Genomic DNA, 25857 nt, shown 5'->3' with positions numbered 1-25857 from the left:
ATGTCCCGGCGTCTCGCTGACTCGCATCAATCTACACACCACACCACACCACCACAACCCCGCAGGTCACGACCGGTGATGGCGTCCTTCGCCCACGGACGCGCGCTCGACGACCGCCCCAAGTTCGACGAGTTTCTCAACGAACCCCGGATAACCGCGGTCGATGTGGAAGACGTCGTTCACCTGGGTGACACCGTCCGCACACAACCCGGCCAACACCAGGCCGGCGCCGGCGCGGATGTCCGAGGACCACACCGGGGCAGAACTGAGTTCCTCCACACCACGGATACTCACGTGGTGCCCGTCGATGGTCATGTCGGCACCCAGCCGCGTCATCTCGTCGACAAAACGGAACCGGGACTCGAAGATGTTCTCGGTGATCACGCTCATGCCCGCACTCACCGCACACAGCGCGATGGCCATCGGCTGGAGGTCGGTCGGGAATCCCGGGAAGGGCAGCGTCTGATAGTCCACCGCCGTCGGGCGTGACTCCTGGGACACCCGGAATCCGGTCGGGTAGGTCTCCACCTTCGCCCCGGCGAGCTTCAGTTTCTCCAGCACCAGGTGCAGGTGGGACGGGTCGATGCCGCCGACGGTGATGTCTCCGCGCGTCATCGCCGCGGCGTAGGCCCAGGTCCCGGCGACGATCCGGTCCCCCACAACCTCGTGGGTCACCGGGTTCAGCTGGTCGACCCCGGTGACGGTGATGGTGTTGCTGCCCTCTCCCTCCAGCTGCGCCCCCATGTCCCGGAGCATGTGGCACAGGTCCACGATCTCGGGCTCGCGGGCGGCGTTGTCCAGCACGGTCGTGCCCTCGGCGAGGACCGCGGCGGTGAGGATGTTCTCCGTGGCACCGACCGACGGGAAGTCCAGCTTGATCCGCGCACCGGTGAGGTGGTCTGCCTCGGTCACGACGCAGCCGTGTTCGATCCGGGTCTTCGCACCCAGCCTCTCGAGACCGGACTGGTGCATGTCGAGCGGCCTGCTCCCGATCGCGTCCCCCCCGGGCAACGCGACGACGGCACGGTGGCACCGGGCGGTCAGCGGGCCGAGGACGCACACCGAGGCGCGGAACTGGCGCACCGCGTCGATGTCCGCGTCCGACGAGATCTCCGCGGGTGTGTGGATGGTGACGGTCGGGCCGTCCAGTTCGACCTCACACCCGAGCCCCCTGAGCACCTCCGCCATGTACGGGACATCGGCGATGTCGGGACAGTTGGTCAGGACGGTCGTCCCCTCCGCCAGCAGAGATGCCGACATGAGCTTGAGGACGCTGTTCTTGGCCCCGTCGACACGGACCGAGCCGTTGAGACGGGCACCACCGGTTACCAGGAAATGATCTTTCACCCGTCCCATCCTACCCGGGGATCAGGGAAGAGCACCGATCCTGCGGGCGGCGTTGACCGCTTCGTACCGGGTGTGTGCACCCAGCTTGCGCATCACTGAACGCAGGTAGCTCTTGACGGTCTCGGCCCCGATCCCCATCTCGTCCGCCGCCTCGACATTGGTGTGCCCCAGCGCCACACACGCCAGCACGTCGAGTTCCCGGGCGGAGAGTTTCGTGGTCTGTTTCACCCGCACGGGGCTGACCATCTGGTCGCAGAGGATCTCCAGGTCGCGACGGATATCGTCGTCGACGACCCGGTTGGCGAGCATCCGCAGCCGCGAATGCGTGGCCCTGACCTGCTCCCACTCGGCACCTGTCATCGCGCGGGGCGGCTTCGCCGAGGATTCACGCGGTGTGCCGCCCTCGGTGCGACGCAAGGCGATGTTGACCGCCAGGTCCTGTTCCAGGACCCGCGCCGTCATCGTGACCTCCTCGAGCACCTTGTCACCCATGCGCACCGGCGAGTGGACTCCCGCGTAGAGCACGCCCCGCATGTCGCGGCCGACGATGACCGGCACCGCGACGATGGAATGCAGCCCCTCGTCCCGTACGGGACGGTCGTACTCGTGGGAGATCGACTTCGCACGCGCGTAGTCCGAGACACCGACGGGACGACGGGTGGCCATCACCCTGCCGCCGACCCCCTGGCCGGAGTCGATGGTCAGGTTGTTGAGCGCCGGGGTCCGCAGCCCCACCCACTGGTTGATCACCATACGGCCGTCCGGCTGACACGATCCGAACATCGTGACGGGAATACCCGTCGAGTTCTTCAACGACGACAGTGCCGAACGGATGGCGTCGTCATCATCCCGGTGACGCTGCTGTTCCACGGCGCACCTTTCTGTTGTGATCGAATGTCACCCCCGATCAGGTCACACCCGAGTGCGGGGGAACACGGGGTTTACAGACCCCGAGTATAGAAAGGTCTGAGGATTCTCCCAAAACCTGCAGGTCCGTCGCTCCTGCCCCCGCACCGGGGTTACTCCCCACCCCCGGGAAACAAAAGCGGGACACCCCCGTTTCCCTACCTACCCGGCCGCCAGCCGCACGATGCGCTCCAGTGCGGAATCGACGGTCTTGTCCGCACTGTCCACGAGCTTCTTGGCGATCCTCCCGCCCAACAGCGGGATTCCCACGTCCGCGATAACCTCGGCGTTCACGGTCACGGAGTCCCCCGACTCCCGCGTGCCGTCCCGGGTGTAGTCCATGACCACCGTCATCGTCCCCATGCCCTTGGGAAGTGGCGTGACCGTCGTCGACGTGAAACCTTCACCGGTGAGCGGTGTGACCTCGGTCGTCTGTTCCATGCTGAAACCGGGACTGCCGTCGTCCTTCTCACGGGCGGCGACGACCCGGGCGTAGACCGAACCGTCCTCCCTGACCTCGCGCTCTGAGTCGGTGACCATGAGTTTCGAGGTGGAGGCCTCGTCGACGGTCAACAGATAGGTCTCCGACGATGCGACCTGGTGGGCCTTCTCCAGGGGAAGGTCCACGGTCCGTGTCAGTTCCGCGCTCTTGGACATCCTAGCGGTGCCTCCACTCGGGCTTGCGCTTCTCGACGAAGGCGCTCATGCCCTCCTTCTGGTCTTCGGTGGCGAACAGTCCCCAGAACGCCTCGCGCTCCTGGCGCATCCCCTCCTGCAGCGGTGTGTTCAGTGCCGCGTCCACCGCTTCCGTGGCCGCCGCCAGTGCGACCGACGACTGCGCCGCCACCGAGTCGGCGACCTCGGCGACCTGGTCGAGGAAACCTTCCGCCGGAAGCACCCGGGACACGAGACCGGAGCGTTCCGCCTCCTCCGCCCCCATCATCCGACCGGTGAGGATCAGGTCCATTGCCTTGTACTTGCCGACCGCCCGGGTCAGCCGCTGGGTCCCGCCCATGCCGGGGATGACCCCGAGCGTGATCTCCGGCTGGCCGAACTTCGCCTTCTCGCTGGCCAGGATGATGTCACCCATCATCGCCAGCTCACATCCACCGCCGAGCGCGAAACCGGACACGGCCGTGATGATCGGGGTCTGGACGGTGGTGACCCGCTCCCACATCGCGTAGAAACGCTTCAGTTTGATGTCGGGCCAGGTCTGGTCCTTCATCTGGGTGATGTCGGCCCCGGCGGCGAAGGCCTTCTCGGAGCCGGTGATCACGACAGCCCGGATCGACGGGTCGGCGTCGAACTCCTCGAGCGCTCCGACGACCTCCTCCATGACCGTCTGGTTGAGTGCGTTGAGCGCTTTCGGACGGTTGAGCGTAATGGTGGCGACGGCTCCGTCCGCTCCCCCGGTACTGGTGATGATGGTCTCGGCGTCCTGCCCTGTCTGTTCAGTCATGCCTCTGATTGTGTCACAGGACGCGTCGGCGGTGTTGGGCTCCGGAGACGGTAGGCATGGCGGGAGCGGGCCGGAGTGTGTACACTGGCCCCGGTATGCAGACAGACCGATCGGTCTGTTGGACTGAGGGATATGAAAGGATCATTCACCAGTATGGCTAAGATCTACGAGAACATCACCGACCTGATCGGCAACACCCCTCTGGTGAAGCTGGGCAAGCTCACCGAGGGTCTTCCCGGCACGGTGGCCGTCAAACTCGAGTCCGCCAACCCCGGTAACTCCGTCAAGGACCGCATCGGTGTCGCGATCATCGAGGCCGCGGAGAAGGACGGCTCCCTCAAGCCCGGCGGCACGATCGTCGAGGCGACGTCCGGCAACACCGGCATCGCCCTGGCCACGGTGGGCGCCGCCCGCGGCTACAAGGTCATCCTCACCATGCCCGAGTCCATGTCGCTGGAGCGCCGCATCATGCTCCGGGCCCTGGGTGCCGAGCTGGTCCTCACTCCCCCGCCCGCCGGCATGCAGGGCGCGGTCGACAAGGCGAACGAGATCGTCGAGTCCACCGAGAACGCCGTCCTGGCACGCCAGTTCGCCAACCCCGCCAACCCTGAGGTCCACTACAAGACCACCGGTCCGGAGATCTGGGAGGACACCGACGGCAAGGTCGACGTCTTCATCGCCGGCGTCGGCACCGGCGGCACCGTCTCCGGCGTCGGCAAGTACCTCAAGGAGCAGAACCCGGACGTCCGCATCGTCGGCGTCGAGCCCAAGGACTCCCCGCTGCTGACCGAGGGCACTTTCGGTCCACACAAGATCCAGGGCATCGGCACCAACTTCTTCCCGGAGAACCTCAACAAGGACATCCTGGACGACGTCTACGACGCCACCCTCGACGACTCCGTGAAGTACGCCCGTGAACTCGCGGCCAAGGAAGGCATCCTGGTCGGCATCTCCACCGGCGCCAACATCTGGGCCGCCCTGGAGGAGGCCAAGAAGCCGGAGAACGAGGGCAAGCTGATCGTCGCCGTCGTCGCCGACTTCGGTGAGCGCTACGTCTCCACCCTCCTGTTCGACGACCTGCGCGACTGAGACCGCGGTCCAGACGCCCCCGACCCAACGGCCCCGGAGCACGGTAACCGTCCGTAGTATCAGGTGACATACACCTGCACGGACGCAACCGGGCTCCGAGGCCGTTTTCCGTGCGGTCGCCGGGCACGGCCCCTGCATGCCGGGCCCCGTCAGAACCCGCCCCTCCCCCGACAACCCCACTAGCTGAAGGAGGACTCCTCCGGTGAGTCTGCTGCGCACCATCAAGGAAGACCTGGACAACGCGAGAACGCACGACCCCGCCGCCCGCGGCGACCTGGAGAACGCCCTGGTGTACTCCGGACTCCACGCCATCTGGAGCCACCGGATCTCCCACCGGCTGTGGACGCGCGGCGCCAAAGGCCCCGCGCGGGTGCTCAGCCAGTTCACCCGGTTCCTCACCGGCATCGAGATCCACCCCGGGGCGACGATCGGCCGACGGTTCTTCATCGACCACGGCATGGGGGTCGTCATCGGCGAAACCGCCGAGATCGGGGACGACGTGATGCTGTACCACGGTGTCACTCTCGGCGGTTCCGAACTGGTGCAGCGCAAGCGCCACCCCACCATCGGCGACGGGGTGATGGTCGGCGCGGGCGCCAAGGTCCTCGGCCCGATCACCATCGGCGCCCGCTCGGCGATCGGCGCGAACTCGGTCGTCACGAAGGACGCCCCGGCCGACTCGATCCTCATCGGCGCCCCGGCGAAGGTCCGCCACCGCAAGGTCGACGAGCGTACCCCCCTGGTGGACCCGGCAGGCTACGTCAACGACATGCAGAACAACATCTAACGGACCATGTCCTGGTAGCCGGGGTTCTTCGCGATGAACCCCGCCACCGCCGAGCAGCTCGGAAGGACGCCGAACCCCTCGGCCCGGGTGGCGTCCAACGCCGCGGAGATCAGCGGTGCCGACAGCCCGCGACCGCGGTAGGCCGGGTCGATGACGGTGTGGTTGAAGTCCCGGACCTGGCCGACCTGGACGTACGCCGCATAACCGGCGGTGGCCTCACCGACGGTCAGGACGTAGCGGCCGGCATCGACGTCATGGGTCACGGACATGCTCTCGGTACTCATACCCGCCGAGTGTAGCCGCCCATGCAGAATCCCCCTCGGGAAAAACTCACCGAGGGGGATGTTCACTGTGCCCAGACCAGGGATCGAACCAGGGACCTTACACTTTTCAGGCGTACGCTCTACCAACTGAGCTATCTGGGCAGGAAAGCCCGGAGGGTGTCCCCACGGACTGTCCAGCGACCCTGACGAGACTTGAACTCGCGACCTCCGCCGTGACAGGGCGGCGCGCTAACCAACTGCGCCACAGGGCCGTGCATCACCAGCGGTCGGACCGAAGTCGATCGCTGTGCACGATGGGATACTGTACACAGCACCCCGGGTAACAGACAAATGCCCAGTTCAGGGCGTCTCACCAGGTGATCCCGGCCAACATCCCGTCACTGCGCCTCTGACCGGCGTCGTCCGACGCCCCGCCGGTCACGAGAATCTCACCGGCACCTGTGGCCTCCACGGTCCGACGGAGCGTGGTGGTCACCTCCTCGACGGTGCCGTACACCGCGGCAGACAGCCCCCGGTCGATCCGACGGCGTTGCTGGGCGGTCAGCATGGCTTCGTCGAGCTCACCCACCGGCCGAAGTGGTTCGAAACGTCCCGTGCTCCGCGACATCACCTGGGCCCAGATCTCCGGGAGGACCAGGTCCCTGGCTTCGTCCCAGGTCGGCGCGACGCCCACCTGGCGGGATATCACGGCCCCGTCGACACGTCCCGGGTCCGGCCCACCCAGAATGACACCGATCCCCTGCTCACGTGCCATGGCGAGCGACTGCGGTGAGCCGCCCGTCAGCAGGTACACCGCCGGTGGCGGGTCGACGGCGGGCCGCATCGTCACCTCCGCCTCCCCCCTGAGGTAGGCGAGGACCTCGTCGATGTCGGCGCGGTAGTCCCCACGGGCGTCGTTGACGTCCTCCGGCTGTCCCAGCGCCCGTCTGACCGCACCGGTGAAGCCCGCCGACGTGCCGAGTCCGATGTCGACCCGGCCCGGGAACAGTGACTCCAGGACGGCCGCCTGCTCCGCCACGATGAGTGGCGCGTGGTCGGGAACCATGATGCCGGCGGTACCGACGCGGATGCCAGTGGTCGCCTGGCCGACAGCGGCGGCGAGCACCCCGGGCGCACTACCGGCGATCCCGGGTACGCCGTGGTGTTCCGCGACGAGGAATCGGTGGTACCCCAGCTCCTCGGCCCGGCGTGCCCGGGCGACGACACGACGCAGCGCCTCGGCGTCGGAGACCCCGGCGACGGTGTTGGCACGGTCGAGCAGCGAGAGCCTCATCGGCGCGGCAGCCCTTCGGCTGACCTGCTCGGTACCGCCCCGGGGCCGCCGGCGGCGGTGGGGAGCTCGTGGGTGCCGGTGCCATCGAGCCTCAATGGTGCCCCCTTGTTGGTGGAACGGTCGCTCTCCACCGTAGCAACCACGGCACCCTGGCGACCCGCCGTGGCCCACGTGGCTGAGACGACCACGGGAGGGTGGTCTTCACGCTCCAGAACACCCTCCCGTGGTCGTCCCAGCGCCGGAGCAGACCCCTGTAGACCCCTGCAGCCCCCCACCAAACACCACAGCGGGCGCACACCGTGATGGTGTGCGCCCGCTGTGTTTCTTGCGACCCTGACGAGACTTGAACTCGCGACCTCCGCCGTGACAGGGCGGCGCGCTAACCAACTGCGCCACAGGGCCATTATCTGGTTGTACGGAAGACGAATCTTTCGCAGTACTCCCAACGGGATTCGAACCCGTGTTGCCGCCGTGAAAGGGCGGAGTCCTAGGCCACTAGACGATGGGAGCCCTACCTCAAGCAGAGGCAGCCACGGTCTCCGTGTCCGCTCCTGTTCGGCAGCCCGTTCAGAATAAACTACCGACCGCCGATTCACCAACACGACGACAAACAACCATGTCAGGCTCTATTTTCCGGATAGTCCCGGGCCCCGAAGATGGCTGTTCCCACGCGGACACAGGTCGCCCCCTCGGCGACGGCGATGCGGAAGTCCCCCGACATCCCCATCGACAGTTCCGTCAGCAGGTCCGGGTCCACCACCGCCGCGCGCCGCGCGTTCTCGCGGATGTCGCGGAGGTGCGCGAAGCACCGTCGGACCTCGTTCTCGTCGTCGGTGTTGGACGCCACCGTCATGAAGCCACGGACGCGCAGACGGTCACAGCGTGACGCCGCGTCGAGAATGTCGTCCACGTCCTGCGGGGCGGCGCCGGTCTTCGACTCTTCCCCGGAGGTGTTGACCTGGATCAGGACGTCGAGGTCGCGGTCCACCGTCTCGAGCCGACGCTGCAGCGCCTCGGCGAGCCGGACCGAGTCCAGCGCCTGGAACTCGTGGGCGTGCTCGGCGATGACCTTGGCCTTGTTGGTCTGCAGGTGCCCGATGGCGATCCACCGCACCGGGAGATCAGCCATCCCGACGGCCTTGCGCTGGACCTCCTGCGGCTTGTTTTCTGCGAACTCGTGCATCCCGGCCGCCACAGCGTGCCGGAGCCGTTCCACCTCGACGGTCTTGCTCACGGGAAGCAGGCGCACCTCCGCCGGGTCCCGTCCCGCGTCCAGCGCCGCGGCGTCGACCTGGGCGCGGACGGCGGCGACAGCGTCACGCAGTTCGTTCACCTCATCGTGTTCCCCATCGTTGTGCATGTCCACCGAGACTAGTCGAGCGCACCGGCGCCGCCTTGACCACCGTCTCGTCGTACTCGCCGTCGGGGGTGGACTGGGAGACGACGGCGCCGCCCACGCCGTACGTCAGCCGTGCGCACGCTCCGTCGGTCCCGTACTCGGCGACGAGGGTCCGGATCACCACCGACAGGTCGACGGCACCGTTGAGCGAGAAGTAGCCGACGGCTCCGCTGTAGACGCCGCGTGGTGCGTCCTCCAGTGCGTCGAGGATGCGCACCGTGCGTTCCTTCGGCGCACCGGTCATCGACCCGGGAGGGAATGCGGCGCGGACGGCGTCCACGGCGTCGGCGGTCTCCGACAACGTGGCGGTGACGGTACTGACCAGCTGGTGGACCGTCGCGTAGCTCTCCACGCTGAAGATCTCCGGGACCTCGACGCTTCCCGGCGCGGCGACCCGGCCCAGGTCGTGGCGGACGAGGTCGACGATCATGAGGTTCTCCGCCCGGTCCTTCTCACTGGACCGCAGTTCGGCGCGGATCGCCTCGTTGTCCCCGTCGCCCTCCGCCACCGGCCGGGTCCCCTTGATCGGGGACGAGGTGATCCGTCCGTGGGCGTCGACGCGGAGGAAGCGCTCCGGGGACGTCGACATCACCGTCGCGCCCGGCAGGCGGAGGTAGGCGCCGAAGGGGGCGGGGTTGTCACGCCGCAGCCGGCGGTAGAGCTCGAGCGTGTCCGGGTTCCCTGGGTCCCCACTGTCCCCGCTGTCCCCACTGTCCCCGCTGCCCTCGCTGCCCTGCGTGGCCGTCAGCGTGGTCGTCAGGCAGGCTTCGTAGGTCTCGCCGGCCCGGATGAGCCGTTGGATCTCACGGACCTTGGCCGTGTAGCTGTCGCGGTCGTGCAGTCCGACGGTGAGGGCGACGCCGTCGGCCGCGGCCTCCGGCTGCACGGTCAGGTTCCGGACGACCGCCGCAACGTCCTCCTGCCACTGGCCCTCCCCGGCGTCCTCGGTCCCGGCGAGACTCAGCAGGTGCGCCGTCCCGGACTCGTGGTCGATGACGACCGCTCTCTCCAGGAACACCAGTGCGGCGTCGGGGATCCGCGACGGATGCCCGTTGTCCGCCCCTTCACCCTGCAGGCAGTCCTGTTTCAGCCCGTAGCCGAGGTAACCGACCCAGCCGAGCCGGAACCCGCAGTCCGCCAGTGCGACGGGGGTGTCGTCGACGGTGCGCCACCGTGCGAGGTCGTCCTGCAGCCAGCGCAGAACGTCCCCCTCGACGACGTCGCGTCGCCCGTCCCGGGTGACGGTGACGGTGCCGGCGGCCACGTCGGCGGTGACGACGGCGTCGGACGCCCCCATGATGCTGAACCGCGCCCGCGGGTCGTTGTCGCGGTTCCCGTCGAGCCAGACCGCGTGGTCCGTGGCCCGGGCCCCGCCGTGGAGTTGGCGGAACAGCTCCCCGGAGAGCAGGCGCGAATCACCGTCGGGCAGCGCCACCGACCGGTGGTGCACCGTCCGGTGGCGCACCGTCCGGTGGCGCCCCCGCGACCGGGTCAGGGCCGCGAAGTTCGCCAGCAGGTCCCGGCCGTGACTGGACTTCACCGACTCCGGATGGAACTGCACTCCCCACAGGTGTGCGCCGGGGACGTGCAGCCCCATCACCGTCCGATCGCCACTGCGGGCGGTGACCGTCACCTGCGGCGGCACGTCCGACACGGCGAGAGAGTGGTAGCGCACCACGTCGAACGCGGCGGGCAGCCCGTGGAAGAGGTCTCGGCCGTCGTGCTCGACGCGCGACAGCCTCCCGTGCACGGGTTCCGCCGCGGGGCCGACGGTCGCCCCGTACATGTGGGCGATGAGCTGGTGTCCGAGGCAGATCCCCAGCACCGGGACCTCCGCCGCCACGGCGGCGCGGACGACGTCCGGGCAGATGCCGACGTCGGCGGCAGTCAGTGGCGTCCCCGGCCCCGGGGAGATGACGACGTTGTCGACGGTGCCCAGGAGTTCCCGCCCGTCGGACGCCCAGCCGGCCCAGTCGTTCGCGACGACGACGGGGGCGACGCCGTTGACCCGGGTGAGGTCGTGCACCAGGTTCCAGGTGAAGGAGTCGTGGTTGTCGATGAGCAGCGTACGGATCACCCGGATCAGGGTACCGGTCACGCCAGCGACAGGAAGAGCTTCTCCATCTCGTCTTCCCAGTCCTCCGGGACGTCGCCGTTCTCTGCGGTGAGGCAGTCACGCATCCCGCCGGAAATGGCCTTCACCCCGGCGCGGTCGAGTGCGCGGGAGACGGCGGCGAGCTGGGTGACGATCTCACGGCACTCGCGGTCGTTCTCGATCATCGTGATGACCCCGTCGAGCTGACCACGCGCACGGCGCAGGCGCTTCAGAACGGCATCGGACGTCGGATCGGTGAGTTTCACTGGAAGCTCCTGGAGAGTTCGGTTCAGGTGAGGGGACGCGTGGCTACTATACCCGCGCCACCCTACGTGGTCCCGGCCTGTCCCGACGGCGCCCCGTCCGACTCCCCCGCCAGTGCCAGCCAGGTCGTCACCACGGTGTCCGGGGTCAGCGACATCGACCCGATCCCCAGCTCCACGAGCCATTCGGCCAGATCCGGGTGGTCGGAGGGACCCTGGCCGCAGATGCCGACGTACTTGCCGCGCGCCACGCAGGTACGGATCACCGACCCGATGACCTTCAGCACCGCCGGATCGCGCTCGTCGAAGTCGTGGGCGACCAGGTCGGAGTCACGGTCCACACCGAGCACGAGCTGGGTCATGTCGTTCGAGCCGATGGAGAAGCCGTCGACATGGTCGAGGAATTCGTCGGCCAGCAGGTAGTTCGACGGCACCTCGCACATCATCACCACCTGCAGCCCCTCCCCACGCTCCAGCCCGTGGGAGGCCATCACCTCCAGCACGTTCGTCAACTCGTCCACGGTGCGCACGAACGGGACCATGATGCGGACATTGGTCAGCCCCATCTCCTCCCGGACCCGGCGCAGCGCCTCGCACTCCAGGGCGAAGCAGTCCCGGAACTCCTCGGAGACGTAGCGCGCCGCACCGCGGTAGCCGATCATGGGGTTCTCCTCGTGCGGTTCGAACTGTTCGCCCGCGAGGAGGTTCGCGTACTCGTTGGTCTTGAAGTCGGACAGCCGTACGATCACCGGCTTCGGGTCGAAGGCCGCGGCGATGGTCGAGACACCCTCGGCGACACGGCGGATGAAGAACTCCTCCGGGGACGGGTACGCGGCGGTGAGCTCGTCGACCTGTGCACGCAGCTCGTCGGACAACGCGTCCCGTTCCAGCAACGCCCGGGGGTGCACCCCGATCTGCCGGTTGATGATGAACTCCATGCGCGCCAGGCCGACCCCCGCATTGGGCAGCGACGAGAAGGCGAACGCCTGGTCCGGCGTCGCGACGTTCATCATCAGCGTCGTCGGGATCTCCGGCATCGCGTCCAGCCGCGTCTCCTTCTCCTCGAAGGGCACGCGTCCGCGGTAGACGCGGCCGGTGTCGCCCTCGGCGCAGGAGACGGTGACCTCCTCGCCGTCGGGCAGGACGGAGGTTGCGTCACCTGTACCGACGATGGCGGGGATGCCCAGCTCCCGGGCGATGATCGCCGCGTGGCAGGTCCGTCCGCCACGCTCGGTGATGATCGCCGAGGCCCGTTTCATCACCGGTTCCCAGTCCGGGTCGGTGATCTCGGCGACGAGCACGTCCCCGGTGTCCATCGTCTCCATGTCGTGGACCGAGCGCAGCACACGCACCGGCCCGGCCCCGACGCGTTGCCCGATGGACCGGCCTTCCGCCAGGACCTCGGTCGTGTCGGCGGTGGCGCGGTCGATCTCGAAACGGGTGAGGACCTGGCCGTCCTGCCCCCGCCGGGAGACCACGGTCTCCGGGCGGGCCTGCAGGATGTAGATCCGGCCGTCCAGGCCGTCGCGCCCCCATTCGATGTCCATCGGACGCCCGTAGTGGTCCTCGATCGCCACCGCGTGGCGGGCGAGTTCGGCGACCTCGTCGTCGTCGATGGAGAAGCGCGCCCGGTCGGCGGGCGGGACGTCCTCCCACCGGGTCGCCGAGTCGATCCCGGTGCCCCCGGCGTAGCGCATCGCCACCGCCTTCTCCCCCACGGTGCGCGAGAGCACCACGTCCCGGCCGGTCTTCCCGTCCTTGACCGCGGGCTTGTAGACGTAGAACTCGTCCGGGTTCACCGCCCCCTGCACCACCGCCTCGCCGAGGCCGTAGGACGAGGTGATGAACACCGCGCGGTCGAATCCGGACTCCGTGTCCACGGTGAACATCACGCCGGACGCACCGATGTCGGTGCGCACCATGCGCTGGACGCCGGCGGACAGGGCGACGTCGGCGTGCACGAATCCGTGGTGGACACGGTAGGAGATCGCCCGGTCGTTGTAGAGCGACGCGAAGACCGCCTTCACCGCCTCCAGCAGGTTGTCGATGCCACCGATGTTGAGGAAGGTCTCCTGCTGGCCGGCGAAGGAGGCGTCGGGCAGGTCCTCGGCCGTGGCGCTGGAGCGCACCGCCCAGGTGACCTCGTCCGGATGCGGGTCGTTGGCGACGAGCTCCTCGTAGGCGTCGCGGATGTCCCGCTCCAGGTCCTGATGGAAGGGCTGGTCCAGGATCCAGGACCGGATCTGCCCACCGCGTCGCGCCAGTTCGGTGACGTCGTCGGTGTCGAGGTCCTCCAGCGCCTGCTCGATCCTCCTGTCGAGGCCGTTGGTGGAGAGGAAGTCCCGGAACGCCTCGGCGGTGGTGGCGAAACCACCGGGGACACGGACGCCGGCGTCGGCGAGATTGACGACCATCTCGCCGAGCGAGGCGTTCTTACCGCCGACCTGGGCGACGTCGTCCATACCGATGTCGGTGAAGGGGAGGATGGTGGGCACGGTGGTCATGGTGGTGTTCCTGTTCTTGTCCGGGGATCGTGGGTCCCTACGGCTGTCGCAGATTCATCCTGGTGAGGATGACGCTGGACATCTCCTCGACGCTCATGGCATGGGAGTCGACGTAGGGGATCTTGTGGGAACGGTAGAGTTTCTCCGCCTGGCGGAGTTCCGTACGGCACTGGGGGACGCTGGCGTACTGGCTGCCGGGTCGGCGTTCCCCGCGGACCTGGCTGAGCCGTTGGACCGTGGTGGTCAATCCGAACAGCCTGTCCTGGAAGGCTGCGACAGCGTCCGGGAGGTGACCGGGGGTGTCGTCGTCGGTGAGCGGGTAATTGGCGACGCGCAGCCCGTGCTGCAGTGCCAGGTACATCGCCGTCGGTGTCTTTCCGCACCGGGACGGGGCGAGGATGATGAGGTCCGCACTGTCCAGGCCGCGGAAACTCGCGGCAACGTCATGCTCGATGGTGTACTCCACGGCATTGATACGGTCGTGGTAGCGGCCGAGGTCACCGACCCGGTGGTACTCCGTCGCCGTGCCCGTCCGCTCTGCGCCCAGGAGTTGTTCCAGGTGGGTCAGGTGGGCACCGAGCAGGTCGATGACCTCGCCGGAGGCTTCCGAGACAATATCGGCGACCGCGGCATCCCTGATCGTGACGAAGACGATCGGTACGTCGCCGTCGTCACCGGTGGTGTCGGCGATGGTTGTGACCGCCCGGGCCGCGGCTTCCACGGAGTCAACGAACGGGAGGACCCGCCTACGGAACGAGAACCCGGGGAACTGGGCGAGCAGCGCATTACCCTGGGTCTCGGCGGTGATGCCCGTGCTGTCGGACACGAAGAAGACAGGCCTGGGCACCATGCGGCACCACCTCCGCCTTCTGATCGACATCATCTCGAGACCACCCGACTGTAACACTGGACCCGGTCATCGATGTCCGTTTTCACCCCCGATCAGGTCTGTATGGATCTCCCCTGACAGCTCCCCGGGGCCCCGATGCAGTCACTCATCCCCGCTGACACGACTACGTCAGGGTGTTTTCGGCGTTCAGGACCGCCCCCACGTGGTCGTCCCAGCTCCAGCCCCGATCCCAGCCCCATCCGCAATCCCAGGCCCATGCCCATGCCCTCGCCATGCCCACGCCCCGGCACAAGACACCGCGCACACGCGACAACCCCCGGCCATGAACTGGCCGGGGGTTGATCTGTTTGTGGGCCCTGTGGGGCTCGAACCCACGACCTGCGGATTAAAAGTCCGTAGCTCTACCAACTGAGCTAAAGGCCCGCAAACGCACCCCGCCGGGCGAGGTGCGTCGTTCAGTCTAGTGCACGGGCTACTTCTGCATCGAACCGGTCTCGAGGAACCGGGTGTGGAACTCGAAAGCCCTGGACAGGTCGTGCGGGGTCTGCTGGAACTTGCTCTTGGACGCCGCCTCGACGTACTCCTCCAGCAGCGGCTTGTAGGAGTCGTGCGCGATGTCGATCATCTTCTTCACACGGTCGCGGGGCGCCAGGCCACGCAGGTCGGCGAAACCGTTCTCCGTGATGATCACCATGGCGTCGTGCTCGTGGTGGTCGATGTGGGAGGCGAAGGGCACGATCGCGGAGATGTCGCCGCCCTTGGCCACCGACGGGCTGATGAACGAGGACACCTGCGCGTTGCGGGTGAAGTCGCCGGAGCCGCCGATCCCGTTCATCACGCGGGATCCGGACACGTTGGTCGAGTTGATGTTGCCGTAGATGTCGGCCTCGATCATGCCGTTGGTGGCGATCAGGCCGAGGCGACGGATGACCTCGGGGTGGTTGGAGACCTGCTGCGGGCGCAGGATGATGTTCTCGCGGTAGCGCGCCGCCTCGGAGTTCATCTTCTCGGCGTACTCCGGCGACAGGGAGAAGGACGTCGCCGAGGCGACGGTCATCTTGCCGGCGTCGATGAGGTCGACCATGCCGTCCTGGATGACCTCGGTGTAGGCGGTGATGTTCTCGAACTTCGAGTCCAGCAGGCCGGCCATCACGGCGTTGGGCACGTTACCGACACCGGACTGCATGATGTAGCGGTCGTACGCCAGGCGGCCGGCCTTGACCTCACCCTCGAGGAAGTCCAGGAAGTACCCGGCGATCTTCTTGGAGGTCTCGTCCGCCGGGGTGAACGGGGCGTTGCGGTCGGGGCGGTCGGTCTCGACGACGGCGACGACCTTGCTGGTGTCGAACTCGAGGGCGGTGCCGCCGATACGGTCACCGGGGGCGGTGATGCCGATGGGGGTGCGCTGCCCGGCAGGCTCGATGCGGTAGATGTCGTGCATGCCCTCGAGGTCACGGGACTGCCACTCGTTGACCTCGATGATCACCTTGTCGGCGGCGTCGATGTACTCGATGTTGTTGCCCACCGCGGAGGACGGCACGACCGTACCGTCCTCACGGATGGCGACGGCCTCGATGATGGCGACGTCGAACTTCCCGAAGAAGCCCTCCTGCACCTGCTTGCCCAGGTGGGAGAGGTGGATGTCCCAGTACTTGGCCTCACCGGCGTTGATCTGCCCGCGCAGCACCGGGTCGGAGTTGTAGGGGGTGCGGAAGCTGATGGCGTTGGCCTCGGCGAGGACCCCGTCACAGTCGACAGCGGTGGAGGCGCCGGTGAACAGTTCGATCTGGAACTCGTCACCACGGTCGTGGGCGGCCTTGGCCCGCTCGGCGATGGCGGTGGGGAGAGCCTTGGGGTAGCCAGCGCCGGTGAACCCGGAGGCACCGACCTTGTCGCCGTTGTTGACGAACTCCGCAGCCTCCTGGGCTGACATGACCTTCGACTTCAGACCGCTGTGTGCGATGCGCTCAGACACTCTTTCTCCTCTGCTCATTGTCCCGGTGTATCGGAAATATTTCTGCAAATATCACGGTTGTTTCTGTAGCAAACGTGACCTCTGCCACCATTGATAGCACATCGGTGCCGGGTGACGGCAGTTCGCAGGACGGTGCGGGTGTGACCGCACACACCCGAGTGTAATCAGCACCCGATCACGCGGCTTTGCGCCTCCCCCGCGCCGGTGTGAGAATCAGGGGGTGAGCACCGCAACGACCTCCGCACCAGCACCCGCACTCTCCATCGGCCGCTTCGACCTCGACTCCCCGGTCGTCCTGGCGCCGATGGCGGGGGTGACCAACGTCGCCTTCCGGACGCTGTGCCGCGAGCAGGAACGCGAGCGCATGGGCAGCGTCGCCGGCCTGTACGTCTGCGAGATGGTCACCGCACGGGCCCTGGTGGAACGCAATCCCAAGACGATGCACATGACCACCTTCGCCCCGGACGAGGACCCCCGCAGCCTGCAGCTGTACACCACGGACCCCGAGTACACCTACCGTGCGGCGCGGATGATCGCCGAGGAGGGCCTCGCCGACCACATCGACATGAACTTCGGCTGCCCGGTGCCCAAGATCACCCGGCGCGGCGGCGGGTCCGCGCTGCCGTTCAAGCGGCGCCTCTACGCCTCCATCGTGCGCGCCGCGGTCAGGGGGGTGTCGGACGCCGGCCACCCGGAGATTCCGGTGACGGTGAAGTTCCGGGTCGGCATCGACGACGACCACCACACCCACCTGGACGCCGGACGGATCGCCGCCGACGAGGGCGCCGTCGCCGTCGCGTGCCACGGACGTACCGCCGCACAGCGTTACTCCGGCACCGCCGACTGGGAGCAGATCGCCCGCCTCGTCGAGCACATGGACGGCACCGGGGTCCCCGTCCTGGGCAACGGCGACATCTTCAAGGCCTCCGACGCGGCGACGATGATGGCCCGGACCGGATGCGACGGCGTCGTCGTCGGACGCGGCTGCCTGGGACGCCCGTGGCTCTTCGCCGAACTGTCCGCGAACCTCCGCGGGCTGCCGGTTCCCGAGGAGCCCACGCTCGCCGAGGTCTGCCGCATCATCATGCGCCACGCCGAACTCCTGGCCGCCCACGAGGGCGAGACCTACGGCGTCCGCGAGATGCGCAAGCACATGGCCTGGTACATGCGTGGGTTCCCCGCCGGCGGCGAGGTCCGCCGTCAGCTCTCCCAGATCACCGACCTGGAGTCGCTGCGCGGGGTGCTCGACCCGATGTGGGACTCCGGGGCGAAGGCGGCCGACGCCGACGGCGCCCGTGGTCGCCAGGGCTCACCCGGCAAGGTCGCACTGCCGGACGGCTGGCTCGACGACCCGGAGGCCCTGGACAGCGCCGTTCCCGAGGACCCGGAGGCGGACGGGGCAGCCACCAACGGCGGTTAATGGCCCGGGGGAAACTACCCCGTGTTCACCGAGCGGAATGGTCGTCCCACCCGTACACTGGCGCCATGCGCACCGTGTACCAGGAACAGATGCGGATCTTCGCCCATGAACTCGCCGTCATGGCCGACCAGGTCCGGCAGATGATGTCGCAGGCGTGTGACGCCCTGTTCAACCAGGACATCGACACCGCCGAGCAGGTTCTGAGCTCGGTCTCCTCGATCGAGGAGCTCCGCCAGAGCGCCGAGTCGCGCTCCTTCGAACTGCTCGCCCTGGAGGGCCCCGTCGCCCGCGACCTGCGCCAGGTCGTCTCGGGCACCTACATCGTCGAGGATCTCGCCCGGATGGCGACGCTCGCGGTGCACATCGCCCGCACCGCCCGACGCCGCCACCCGGAGTCCGCGGTCCCGGAGACCACCCAGCCCTACTTCCGTGAGATGGCGCGTCTGGTGGACGGTATCGGCGAGAAGCTGCACGACGTCCTGGTGACCTACGACCCGGAGAAGGCGATGGAGCTGGCGCTCGACGACGACGCCGTCGACGACCTCCACGAGCACATGTTCTACATCACCGGCAAGAAGGAGTGGCCCTACCCCGTCTCCGCGGCGGTGGACGTCACCCTGCTGTCACGGTTCTTCGAGCGCTACTCCGACCACGCGGTGAACATCGGCACCCGCGTGGTCTACCTGGCCACGGGGAAGCGTCCCCAGGAGTACGAGACCTCCCGCCGCTCCGAGGAGCAGCAGGAGACCATGCGCGAGCAGTTCGACGAGATCCGCCGCCGCTACGGCTCGGACTCCTTCTAGTCCGCGCGGCTGGCGACGGACAACGCCGCGAGTGCGGCGTCCGCCAGGACCTCCGGGGTCTGTGCCGCGTCCACCCTCACCCCCGCCTCGTCCGCACGTAGCCGTTCCAGCTCGGCGTACTGCGCCTGCAGGACGTCCTCCTCAGGGTAGGCCCCGGTACGCTTCAGCGAGCGTTCACGGATGACGTCGGCGGTACCGTGCACGTGCACGAAGAAGACGAACCCCTCGGCCTCACGGAAGATGTCGCGTGCCCGGCGTCCCAACCCCAGGCTCACCACCACCGTCGAGTTCCCCTGTTCCGCCTGTTCGGTGAGCCAGTCCCGGATCGCGTACGCCCACGGCAGGCGTTCCTCCGGTGTGAGGAAGCCACCCTCCTGCATCTTGCGGCGGACCTCGTCAGGCTGCAGGTCCACGGCGGTGGCCGCCGTGAAACCGGTGCGCTTCTGCAGTTCCGCGGCGAGCGGCGCCTTGCCGCTGCCGCTCACCCCCATCAGGACGATATGTACCGGTGCCATCACCGACTCCTTTCCACTGTGCCCCCACTCTGGCACAGATCCGCCCGCGGGGGTGGGGAAGGTCTACCCGAAGCGTCCGGAGATGTAGTCCTCGGTCTCTTTGCGCTCCGGGCTCTCGAAGATCTTCTTCGTGGGGCCGACCTCGACCAGCGTCCCCGGCTTGCCGGTGGCCTCCAGGGAGTAGAACGCCGTCTGGTCGGACACCCGCGCCGCCTGCTGCATGTTGTGGGTGACGATGACGATGGTGAAATCCTCCTTCAGCTCGTGGATGAGGTCCTCCACCGCCAGTGTCGAGATCGGGTCCAGCGCCGAGCACGGCTCGTCCATCAGCAGGACCTCGGGTTCCACGGCGATGGCACGGGCGATGCAGAGGCGCTGCTGCTGACCACCGGAGAGCCCACCGCCGGGCTTGTCGAGGCGGTCCTTGACCTCCTCCCACAGGTTGGCCGACCGCAGGGAGCGCTCGGCGACCTCGCGCAGCTTCTTCTTGTTCTTCTCGCCCGAGAGCTTCAACCCGGCGATCACGTTCTCCTCGATCGACATCGTGGGGAACGGGTTCGCCTTCTGGAAGACCATGCCGATGGTGTTGCGCACGGCGACCGGGTCGACGCTGCGTCCGTAGATGTTCTCCCCGTCGAGGAGGATGTCGCCCTCGACGTAGGCGCCGGGGATGACCTCGTGCATCCGGTTGAGGGTGCGCAGGACGGTGGACTTGCCGCAACCCGACGGTCCGATGAACGCCGTCACCGAGCGCGGCGGGACCTCCAGGTTGACGTCCTTCACCGCGTGGAAGTCCCCGTAGAAGATGTTCACGTCGTGGAGATCGAGGCGTTTCGCCATGGTGTTGAACCTTTACCGTTCTTTAGCTGGACTTGATCGAGAACTTGTTGGAGATGATCCGGGCGCTGATGTTCAACGCACCGATGAGGATCACCAGGGTCAGTGCCGCGCCCCACAGTCGGGCGAGCACCTCGTCACTGGCCTGGAGCTTGTACATCTCCAGCATGAACAGCGGCAGGGAACTCTGGTTGCCGTCGAAGACGTTCCAGTTGATCACCGGTGTCGCCCCGACGAGGATCAGCACGGGGGCGGACTCCCCCATCACGCGGGCGACGGCGAGCATCACGCCGGTGACGATGCCGGAGAGGGCGGTCGGCAGCACGACGCGGACGATCGTCTTCCATTTCGGCACGCCCAGGGCGTAGGCCGCCTCCCGCAGGTCCATCGGGACGATGCGCAGCATCTCCTCGGTGTTGCGGACGATCACCGGCACCATCAGCAGCACCAGGGACAGGGAGACGGCGAAGCCGGACCGTTCGAAACCGAACATGGTGATCCACAGTGCGTAGACGAACAGCGCCGCCACGATGGAGGGGACGCCGGTGAGGATGTCGACCATGAAGGTGGTGGTGCGGCCCAACCAGCCGCCCCGGGAGTACTCCACGAGGTAGACGGCGGTGAACACCCCGACCGGCACGGAGATCACCGTGGTCACCGCCACCTGGGTCAGTGTCCCGATGACGGCGTGCACGATGCCGCCGCCGGCGACGTTCGAGAGCTGCCCGAACATGTCGTAGACCCACCAGTCCACGCTGAGCAGCGCGGGGACACCGCGCTGCACCAGGACGAACAGGACCCAGACCAGGGGCAGGATCGCCAGGCCCATCGTGGCGTAGATGACGACGGTGGCCGTCGCGTTGCGGGCCTTACGGCCGGCGGAGATGTCGGTGAACCCGCTCGGGGCGAGCGCGGAGTGCGGACGGTTGTCGAGTTCGGTGGGGCCCGTGGGCGTGCTGGTGGCCATCGGTGTCGTCCTCCGCTACTTCCTGTTGTTGACCAGTGACCGGGCCGCGGCGTTGACCAGGAAGGTCAGCACGAACAGCACCAGACCGGCGGCGATGTAGGCACCGGCCTTGAGGTCGTCGTTGAATTCCGGGGCGGCGTTGGCGATGGCGGTGGCGAAGGTCGTGCCGCCGTCCATCAGCGAGCCGCGGAAACCGGGCGCCGAGGCGATGACCATGTAGAGCGCCATCGTCTCCCCCAGTGCCCTGCCCAGGCCGAGCATCGCGCCGGAGATGTACCCGGACTTGCCGAACGGCAGCACCGTCGTCCGCACGACCTCCCAGCGGGTCGCACCGAGGGCCAGGGCGGCCTCGATCTGCCCGCGCGGGGTCTGGACGAACACCTCCCGGGCGGTGGCGGCGATGATCGGCAGGATCATGATCGCCAGCACCACACCACCGGTGAAGATGTTCCGGCTGGTGGCGAATGCCGGAGACGTGCCCTGCTCCCAGTCGAAGAGGATGAACCCGCCGGCCCAGCCGACGAGCCATTCGTAGAAGCCGCCGAGGGCGGGGCCGAGGACCTGCATGCCCCAGATGCCGAAGACGATGGAGGGCACCGCCGCCAGCAGGTCGATGACGAAGCCCAGGGGGCGCACCGCCCGCTTCGGGCAGTAGTTCGACAGGAAGACCGCGATGCCGAGGGCGACCGGCATCGCGATGATGAGCGCCAGCACCGAGACCATCACGGTGGTGAAGAACATGTTCGGGATGCCGAACTGCATCCAGCCGCCGTCGTTCGAACTGTGGTTCAGGTCCCACCGGTCACCGAAGGTGAAGAAACTGAACAGCCCGTCGCGTTCCCGCGACAGGGCGGGCACCGCCTGGAGGAGCAGGAACAGACCGATGGCCCCGATGAGCACCGTGATCAGCACGGCGGCACCGGTGGACAGCGACTCGAAGATCCGGTCGCCGGTCCGCTTCACGGTGCCGTCGCCACCGGCGTTCCCGGCACGGCCGGACGCCGTCGCTCCCTGACGCTTCTCCCCGTCCCGGTCGGCGGCGTCGAGGTCCGCGCCGGACGCAGCACCGGGCCCCGGACCGGACCCTGCACCCGACTCTGTCCCCGCGTGTGAGTTGGCCATGCTACTGGAGCGCGTCCACGGCGGTCTCGAGCTTCTCCTTGAAGGAGCCGCCCAGCGGGATGTAGCCGGCCTCTTCCAGCTGGTCGTTCTGGTTGTCGAGGATGGTGTGCAGGAAGTCCTTGACCCGGGCACCGGTCTCCTCGTCGTACCCGGCGGAGCAGACGATCTCGTAGGTCGTGAGGGCCAGCGGGTAGGCGCCCTCCTCCTTCATGGCGAACAGCGCATCGGAATCGACGACGAGGTCGTTGCCTTCACCGGAGAAGGCGACCTGGTCGAGGGCCTTGTTGACGGTCTCGGCGTTGAGCTCGGTGGGGCCGGCACCGAAGTCGAGGTTGGCGATGCCCAGGTCGTTGGCGGTGGCGAAACCGGACTCGACGTAGGTGATGGAGCCGTTGGTCGCCTTGACCTGGTCGGCGACGCCGGAGGACCCCTGGGCACCGGAGCCGACGCGGGTCGGGAAGGTCTTGCCCTCGTCCTCCCACAGTCCGTCGGTGGCGGTCTTCAGGAACTTCTGGAAGTTGTCCGAGGTCCCGGACTCCTCGGCGCGGTAGAGGACGTCGATCGGCTGGTCGGGCAGGTCCACGCCCTCGTTCTCCGCGGCGATGGCCTCGTCGTTCCAGGTGCGGATCTCGCCCTTGAAGATCCGGGCGACGGTCTCGACGGAGAGGTTCAGCTCGTCGACACCGTCGAGGTGGAAAGCCACCGCGACCGGGCCGACGACCATCGGCAGGTGCCAGGCGGGGTTGTCCTCGCAGCGCGTCGCGGCAGCCGCGGCCTGCTCCTCGTCGAGCGGGGAGTCCGACCCACCGAAGTCGACCTGGTTGGCGATGAACTGCTTCTGGCCGGCACCGGAACCGGTGGCGTTGTAGGCCAGCACCGCGCCGGGGACCGCGGACGAGTAGGCGACACCGAACTGCTCCATCGCCTTCTGCTGGGAGCTGGCGCCCTCGCCGCGGAGTTCACCCTGGGTGGCTGAGAGGTCGTAGGAGCTCTCGGCGGCGGAGTCCCCGTCACCGTTGCCCGAGTTCGAGCATCCGGTGAGGACGAGGGAACCGGCGGCGACGGTCGCTGCCGCAGCAGTCAGCGTGCGGCGGCGGGTGGTCGAGATCTTCACAGTGGGTAGTCCTTACACATGCGTTGTGGGTTGACGACGCACCGTACGTTAACGACCCGTGGTGGACACCAGACACCGTGAAGGTGAACGGAAGATGAATACTCGGCCCTTTTCCGTGTCTTCCGTGTCAGATCATTCCGCGGTACACGACATCCCGGTGGACGACCTCGAACCCGAGCCGACGGTAGGTGGCCACTGCCGGGGTGTTGTCGCCTTCCACGTAGAGGTCGACGGCCTCGGCACCGCCGTCCAGCAGGTAGCCGATGCCGAACAACGTCATCGGGCCACCGAGGCCCCGTCCGCGGGCCGCGTCGGCCAGGCAGACGACGTACACCTCACCGTGGGGGTCTCCCTCCGGACGTTTCGTCCAGTGGAATCCCAGGCACTCGCGGTCGTCGAAGAGGAAGATCACCCCCGACGGGTCGAACCAGTCGGTGTCCCGGGCGCCCTGCAGTGTTCCGGAGTCCCAGCCGCCCTGCTCAGGGTGCCAGGCGAAGGCCTCGTTGTTGACCCGCAGCCACTCGTCGTCCACGTGGTCCGCGCCGAAGGCCTCACAGGCCGCCGGGTAGTCCAGGACGGTGAGCCCCTCGCCGTCCACGGTGGCGGTCGCCCGGTCACGACGGGCCAGCAGGTCGTCGCGTCGTGCGGCGTCGGTGCAGTCCACCGACATCTTCAGCAGTTCGCGGACGATGCGGGCCCGACGTCCGTCGGCGAACCCCTTCGCCGACCCCAGGTCGCCGTGCGACCACACGCTGAGCTGGCGTTCCACGTCCAGGTGACGACCGATCTCCCGCAGCATGCCGGTGGCCACCCCGCTGCGGCGTGCGTCCGGGTGGACGGCCAGCTCGGCGACGTAGGACGGGTTCACCGACACCACCCCGACGACCCGTCCGTCGACCTCGGCGGTGAGGTGCCGGTATCCGTCACCGCCTCCCGCGCCGCTGACGCTGCGCAGGAACGCCTCACTGTACGGCGATACCCCGTCGGCCTCCTCGGCGGCGGCGAGAAGGCGTGTCACCTGCTCACTGACCTCGTCCGACCGGTCGGGGTCCCCCGGAAAATACTCCCGGTGCACAGGGTTCAGTGTCTTGTTCTCGGCGTTCATCGCGGTTCACTCCTACGGTGCGTCCAGTTCCACTGCCTTGTACCCCACATTACGCACCGTGGCGATGACCTTCTCGTACTCGTGACCGAGCTTCGCGCGCAGCCGGCGCACGTGCACGTCCACGGTGCGGGTGCCCCCGAAGTAGTCGTAGCCCCACACGTCCTGCAGCAGCTGTTCCCGGCTGAACACCCGGCCCGCGTGCTTGACCAGGAAGTACAGCAGCTCGAACTCCTTGTACGTCAGGTCCAGCGGTCGTCCCTCGACGCGGGCGACGTAGGTGACCTCGTCGACGATCAGTCCGCCGATCGTGGCGACCTGGCTGTCCTCCGCCTCTTCCACGGGCACGGGGCGCCGGGTCATCAGCATGCGCAGGCGCGCATCCACCTCGGTCGGGGTCGCCGAGGGGAGCAGGAAGTCGTCCACCGCCCAGGACCCGTCCAACGCGATGACGCTGGTCTCCTCGATGGCGACGGACACCGGCAACGTGGGGTACGCGGCGGCGACCGACCGGCAGAGGTCGCGGGCACCCAGCAGGTTGCTCCCGGTGACGTCGATCATCACCACCTCGGCACCGCCGATCTCCTTGACGGATCCCGGCGCCGGCGGGAGGAGCACGACCTCGTGGGACAGCAGGGCCAGCGACGGAAGTACCTCTGAGACCTCGTTCTTGTCAGAGAGCACGGTCAGTTTCACGGCCGTCGTCCTTCCTTCGGTGTGACTCGCCGGGAACGCTCCGCTCCGGCACCGTCACCACTTTACACCGGCCGGACCTGCACAATCCTGGTGACCGACCACCGCAACAGCATCGAAACGAAGACGTAACAATCTGCCCATTCGTCGCAACCCCGGCCGCTTTGTATGCTGGGGCGGTGACCGACACCACCCACCAGCGCACCGGACGCCGTCCCCGACGCACGGTGACGACCGTCGTCCTGACCGTGGTCGCCGTGCTCGTCGCCACGCTCGGCGTCGCCGTCGTGGCGGACAGTCTGGTCGCCGCCCGGGTGGAGAAGAAGATCTCCGACCGCATCTTCCGCGAGTCCCACCTGGCCACCCCGCCGCACGTCCAGGTGACCGGCCTGCCCTACCTCGCGGCCGCCATCACCCACGAGGTGCCGTCGATCCAGGTGGAGTCCACCGACGTGGAGATCCCGGGCTTCGGACGGGTGACGGTGTCCTCGTCCGCCACGAAGATCACCCTCGGCCGGGACGCGGTGTTGTCCGGGGACTTCTCCGACGCACCGGCGAAGGAGGTCTTCACCCGCATCCAGATGGACACCGTCGAACTCGGCGACCGCATGGGGATCGCCGACCTCGGACTGGCCTCCCAGGACGACTCCTCCCCCACCGGCGGGTGGGAGACCGAGGGCTACCTCTCCGGCTCACCCGAGGGGTTGCCGGCGGAGGACGCCGGACGCTACGAGGTAGGTGTGCGGCTGCGCGTCTGGCAGGGCGACGTCTACCTCACCCCCACCGAGATCACCGACACCCCGCACGCCACCGCCCCGGAGGACCTGGACGACCAGGTGCGCGACCGCGTGCTCGACGCGTTCACGCTGGAACTCCCCGGCGACAGCCTGCCCTTCCGCAGTCCGCCGCGGCGGGTGTACACCGCCGGCGGCACCCTGTTCATCGAGGCGGAGCAGAACTTCACGCGGGTCAGTGTCGCCGACCTCGCCCCACGCTCGGGCCCGTTGGACGAGGACGAGCAGGCGGGACTCTGAACCCGGCCCGTCGGGGGGC

The 25857-nt window shown here is 67.8% G+C and carries 24 protein-coding genes and 5 tRNA genes; 5 read left to right on the top strand and 24 right to left on the bottom strand.

The annotated features are described in order from the left end of the window. Nucleotides 1–66 precede the first annotated feature (66 nt). The 4 genes from murA to PQI66_RS14860 all read right to left on the bottom strand — a co-directional run bounded on the left by murA (nucleotide 67) and on the right by PQI66_RS14860 (nucleotide 3712). Complete coding sequence (gene murA, locus PQI66_RS14875) at nucleotides 67–1347, bottom strand: UDP-N-acetylglucosamine 1-carboxyvinyltransferase (RefSeq protein WP_339999305.1); 1281 nt, start codon at nucleotides 1345–1347, stop codon at nucleotides 67–69. 21 nt (nucleotides 1348–1368) lie between these two features. Next, the gene (gene ramA, locus PQI66_RS14870) at nucleotides 1369–2217 is read right to left on the bottom strand and encodes an acetate metabolism transcriptional regulator RamA (protein WP_339999304.1); all 849 of its coding nucleotides are present in this window, start codon (nucleotides 2215–2217) and stop codon (nucleotides 1369–1371) included. 198 nt (nucleotides 2218–2415) lie between these two features. After that, entirely contained in the window at nucleotides 2416–2910 is a 495-nt protein-coding gene (locus tag PQI66_RS14865) for a hypothetical protein (protein WP_339999303.1), read from the bottom strand. 1 nt (nucleotide 2911) lies between these two features. Beyond that, the gene (locus PQI66_RS14860; protein WP_339999302.1) at nucleotides 2912–3712 is read right to left on the bottom strand and encodes an enoyl-CoA hydratase-related protein; all 801 of its coding nucleotides are present in this window, start codon (nucleotides 3710–3712) and stop codon (nucleotides 2912–2914) included. A 153-nt stretch (nucleotides 3713–3865) separates the two neighbouring features. On the opposite strand from PQI66_RS14860, the gene cysK reads away from it, so the two are divergent. Both cysK and epsC read left to right on the top strand, forming a co-directional pair. Beyond that, nucleotides 3866–4801 carry a cysteine synthase A gene (cysK, locus tag PQI66_RS14855; protein ID WP_339999301.1) on the top strand — a complete coding sequence of 312 codons (936 nt, stop codon included), beginning with the start codon at nucleotides 3866–3868 and terminating at the stop codon, nucleotides 4799–4801. A 202-nt stretch (nucleotides 4802–5003) separates the two neighbouring features. Beyond that, nucleotides 5004–5588 carry a serine O-acetyltransferase EpsC gene (gene epsC, locus PQI66_RS14850; protein WP_339999300.1) on the top strand — a complete coding sequence of 195 codons (585 nt, stop codon included), beginning with the start codon at nucleotides 5004–5006 and terminating at the stop codon, nucleotides 5586–5588. Here the strand turns inward: epsC and PQI66_RS14845 are convergent. From PQI66_RS14845 to PQI66_RS14785, 13 genes are all read right to left on the bottom strand, one after another. Beyond that, nucleotides 5585–5872, bottom strand: a complete 288-nt coding sequence (locus PQI66_RS14845; RefSeq protein ID WP_339999299.1) for a GNAT family N-acetyltransferase — start codon at nucleotides 5870–5872, stop codon at nucleotides 5585–5587. The genes epsC and PQI66_RS14845 overlap by 4 nt on opposite strands. Nucleotides 5873–5940: 68 nt before the next feature. Continuing rightward, nucleotides 5941–6013, bottom strand: a tRNA-Phe gene (locus PQI66_RS14840). A 36-nt stretch (nucleotides 6014–6049) separates the two neighbouring features. Further along, nucleotides 6050–6123, bottom strand: a tRNA-Asp gene (locus PQI66_RS14835). Nucleotides 6124–6221: 98 nt separating this feature from the next. Then, the gene (locus tag PQI66_RS14830) at nucleotides 6222–7145 is read right to left on the bottom strand and encodes an MsnO8 family LLM class oxidoreductase (protein ID WP_339999297.1); all 924 of its coding nucleotides are present in this window, start codon (nucleotides 7143–7145) and stop codon (nucleotides 6222–6224) included. A 328-nt stretch (nucleotides 7146–7473) separates the two neighbouring features. Continuing rightward, a tRNA-Asp gene (locus PQI66_RS14825) sits at nucleotides 7474–7547 on the bottom strand. 35 nt (nucleotides 7548–7582) lie between these two features. Then, nucleotides 7583–7655, bottom strand: a tRNA-Glu gene (locus PQI66_RS14820). Between the two features lie 109 nt (nucleotides 7656–7764). Further along, on the bottom strand, nucleotides 7765–8505 hold the full coding sequence (locus PQI66_RS14815; protein WP_339999296.1) for a YggS family pyridoxal phosphate-dependent enzyme: 741 nt from the start codon (nucleotides 8503–8505) through the stop codon (nucleotides 7765–7767). After that, nucleotides 8480–10621 (bottom strand): aminodeoxychorismate synthase component I, encoded by a 2142-nt coding sequence (gene pabB, locus PQI66_RS14810; protein WP_339999295.1) that lies wholly within the window; start codon nucleotides 10619–10621, stop codon nucleotides 8480–8482. The genes PQI66_RS14815 and pabB overlap by 26 nt, the downstream gene beginning before the upstream one ends. Nucleotides 10622–10638: 17 nt before the next feature. After that, nucleotides 10639–10905: a metal-sensitive transcriptional regulator gene (locus tag PQI66_RS14805; RefSeq protein ID WP_339999294.1), complete on the bottom strand. Its 267-nt coding sequence runs from the start codon at nucleotides 10903–10905 to the stop codon at nucleotides 10639–10641. 62 nt (nucleotides 10906–10967) lie between these two features. Further along, nucleotides 10968–13406, bottom strand: a complete 2439-nt coding sequence (gene ppsA, locus PQI66_RS14800; RefSeq protein WP_339999293.1) for a phosphoenolpyruvate synthase — start codon at nucleotides 13404–13406, stop codon at nucleotides 10968–10970. 37 nt (nucleotides 13407–13443) lie between these two features. Beyond that, nucleotides 13444–14256: a pyruvate, water dikinase regulatory protein gene (locus PQI66_RS14795; protein ID WP_339999292.1), complete on the bottom strand. Its 813-nt coding sequence runs from the start codon at nucleotides 14254–14256 to the stop codon at nucleotides 13444–13446. A gap of 350 nt (nucleotides 14257–14606) precedes the next feature. Continuing rightward, a tRNA-Lys gene (locus tag PQI66_RS14790) sits at nucleotides 14607–14679 on the bottom strand. Nucleotides 14680–14728: 49 nt separating this feature from the next. Further along, entirely contained in the window at nucleotides 14729–16231 is a 1503-nt protein-coding gene (locus PQI66_RS14785; RefSeq protein ID WP_339999291.1) for an acetyl-CoA hydrolase/transferase family protein, read from the bottom strand. 304 nt (nucleotides 16232–16535) lie between these two features. On the opposite strand from PQI66_RS14785, the gene dusB reads away from it, so the two are divergent. Together dusB and phoU are read left to right on the top strand one after the other, a co-directional pair. Continuing rightward, nucleotides 16536–17651 carry a tRNA dihydrouridine synthase DusB gene (dusB, locus tag PQI66_RS14780; RefSeq protein WP_445228044.1) on the top strand — a complete coding sequence of 372 codons (1116 nt, stop codon included), beginning with the start codon at nucleotides 16536–16538 and terminating at the stop codon, nucleotides 17649–17651. 65 nt (nucleotides 17652–17716) lie between these two features. Continuing rightward, on the top strand, nucleotides 17717–18454 hold the full coding sequence (phoU, locus tag PQI66_RS14775) for a phosphate signaling complex protein PhoU (protein ID WP_339999289.1): 738 nt from the start codon (nucleotides 17717–17719) through the stop codon (nucleotides 18452–18454). On the opposite strand, the gene PQI66_RS14770 is transcribed toward phoU, so the two are convergent. From PQI66_RS14770 to PQI66_RS14740, 7 genes are all read right to left on the bottom strand, one after another. After that, entirely contained in the window at nucleotides 18451–18969 is a 519-nt protein-coding gene (locus PQI66_RS14770; protein WP_339999288.1) for a gluconokinase, read from the bottom strand. The genes phoU and PQI66_RS14770 overlap by 4 nt on opposite strands. Nucleotides 18970–19032: 63 nt before the next feature. Next, entirely contained in the window at nucleotides 19033–19809 is a 777-nt protein-coding gene (pstB, locus tag PQI66_RS14765) for a phosphate ABC transporter ATP-binding protein PstB (protein ID WP_339999287.1), read from the bottom strand. 22 nt (nucleotides 19810–19831) lie between these two features. Then, entirely contained in the window at nucleotides 19832–20773 is a 942-nt protein-coding gene (pstA, locus tag PQI66_RS14760; protein ID WP_339999286.1) for a phosphate ABC transporter permease PstA, read from the bottom strand. A gap of 15 nt (nucleotides 20774–20788) precedes the next feature. After that, a complete protein-coding gene (gene pstC, locus PQI66_RS14755) occupies nucleotides 20789–21895 on the bottom strand; it encodes a phosphate ABC transporter permease subunit PstC (RefSeq protein WP_339999285.1) in 1107 nt (368 codons plus the stop codon). 1 nt (nucleotide 21896) lies between these two features. After that, entirely contained in the window at nucleotides 21897–23003 is a 1107-nt protein-coding gene (pstS, locus tag PQI66_RS14750; protein WP_339999312.1) for a phosphate ABC transporter substrate-binding protein PstS, read from the bottom strand. Between the two features lie 133 nt (nucleotides 23004–23136). Further along, a complete protein-coding gene (mshD, locus tag PQI66_RS14745; RefSeq protein WP_339999284.1) occupies nucleotides 23137–24114 on the bottom strand; it encodes a mycothiol synthase in 978 nt (325 codons plus the stop codon). 12 nt (nucleotides 24115–24126) lie between these two features. After that, entirely contained in the window at nucleotides 24127–24807 is a 681-nt protein-coding gene (locus PQI66_RS14740; RefSeq protein ID WP_339999283.1) for a winged helix family transcriptional regulator, read from the bottom strand. 176 nt (nucleotides 24808–24983) lie between these two features. Here PQI66_RS14740 and PQI66_RS14735 point away from each other — a divergent pair, with 176 nt between their 5' ends. Next, a complete protein-coding gene (locus tag PQI66_RS14735) occupies nucleotides 24984–25838 on the top strand; it encodes an LmeA family phospholipid-binding protein (RefSeq protein WP_339999282.1) in 855 nt (284 codons plus the stop codon). Nucleotides 25839–25857 lie beyond the last annotated feature (19 nt).

The organism is Corynebacterium sp. USCH3, assembly GCF_037619475.1.
Taxonomy (GTDB): Bacteria; Actinomycetota; Actinomycetes; order Mycobacteriales; family Mycobacteriaceae; genus Corynebacterium.
This window is presented reverse-complemented; position numbering and strand designations above follow the sequence as displayed.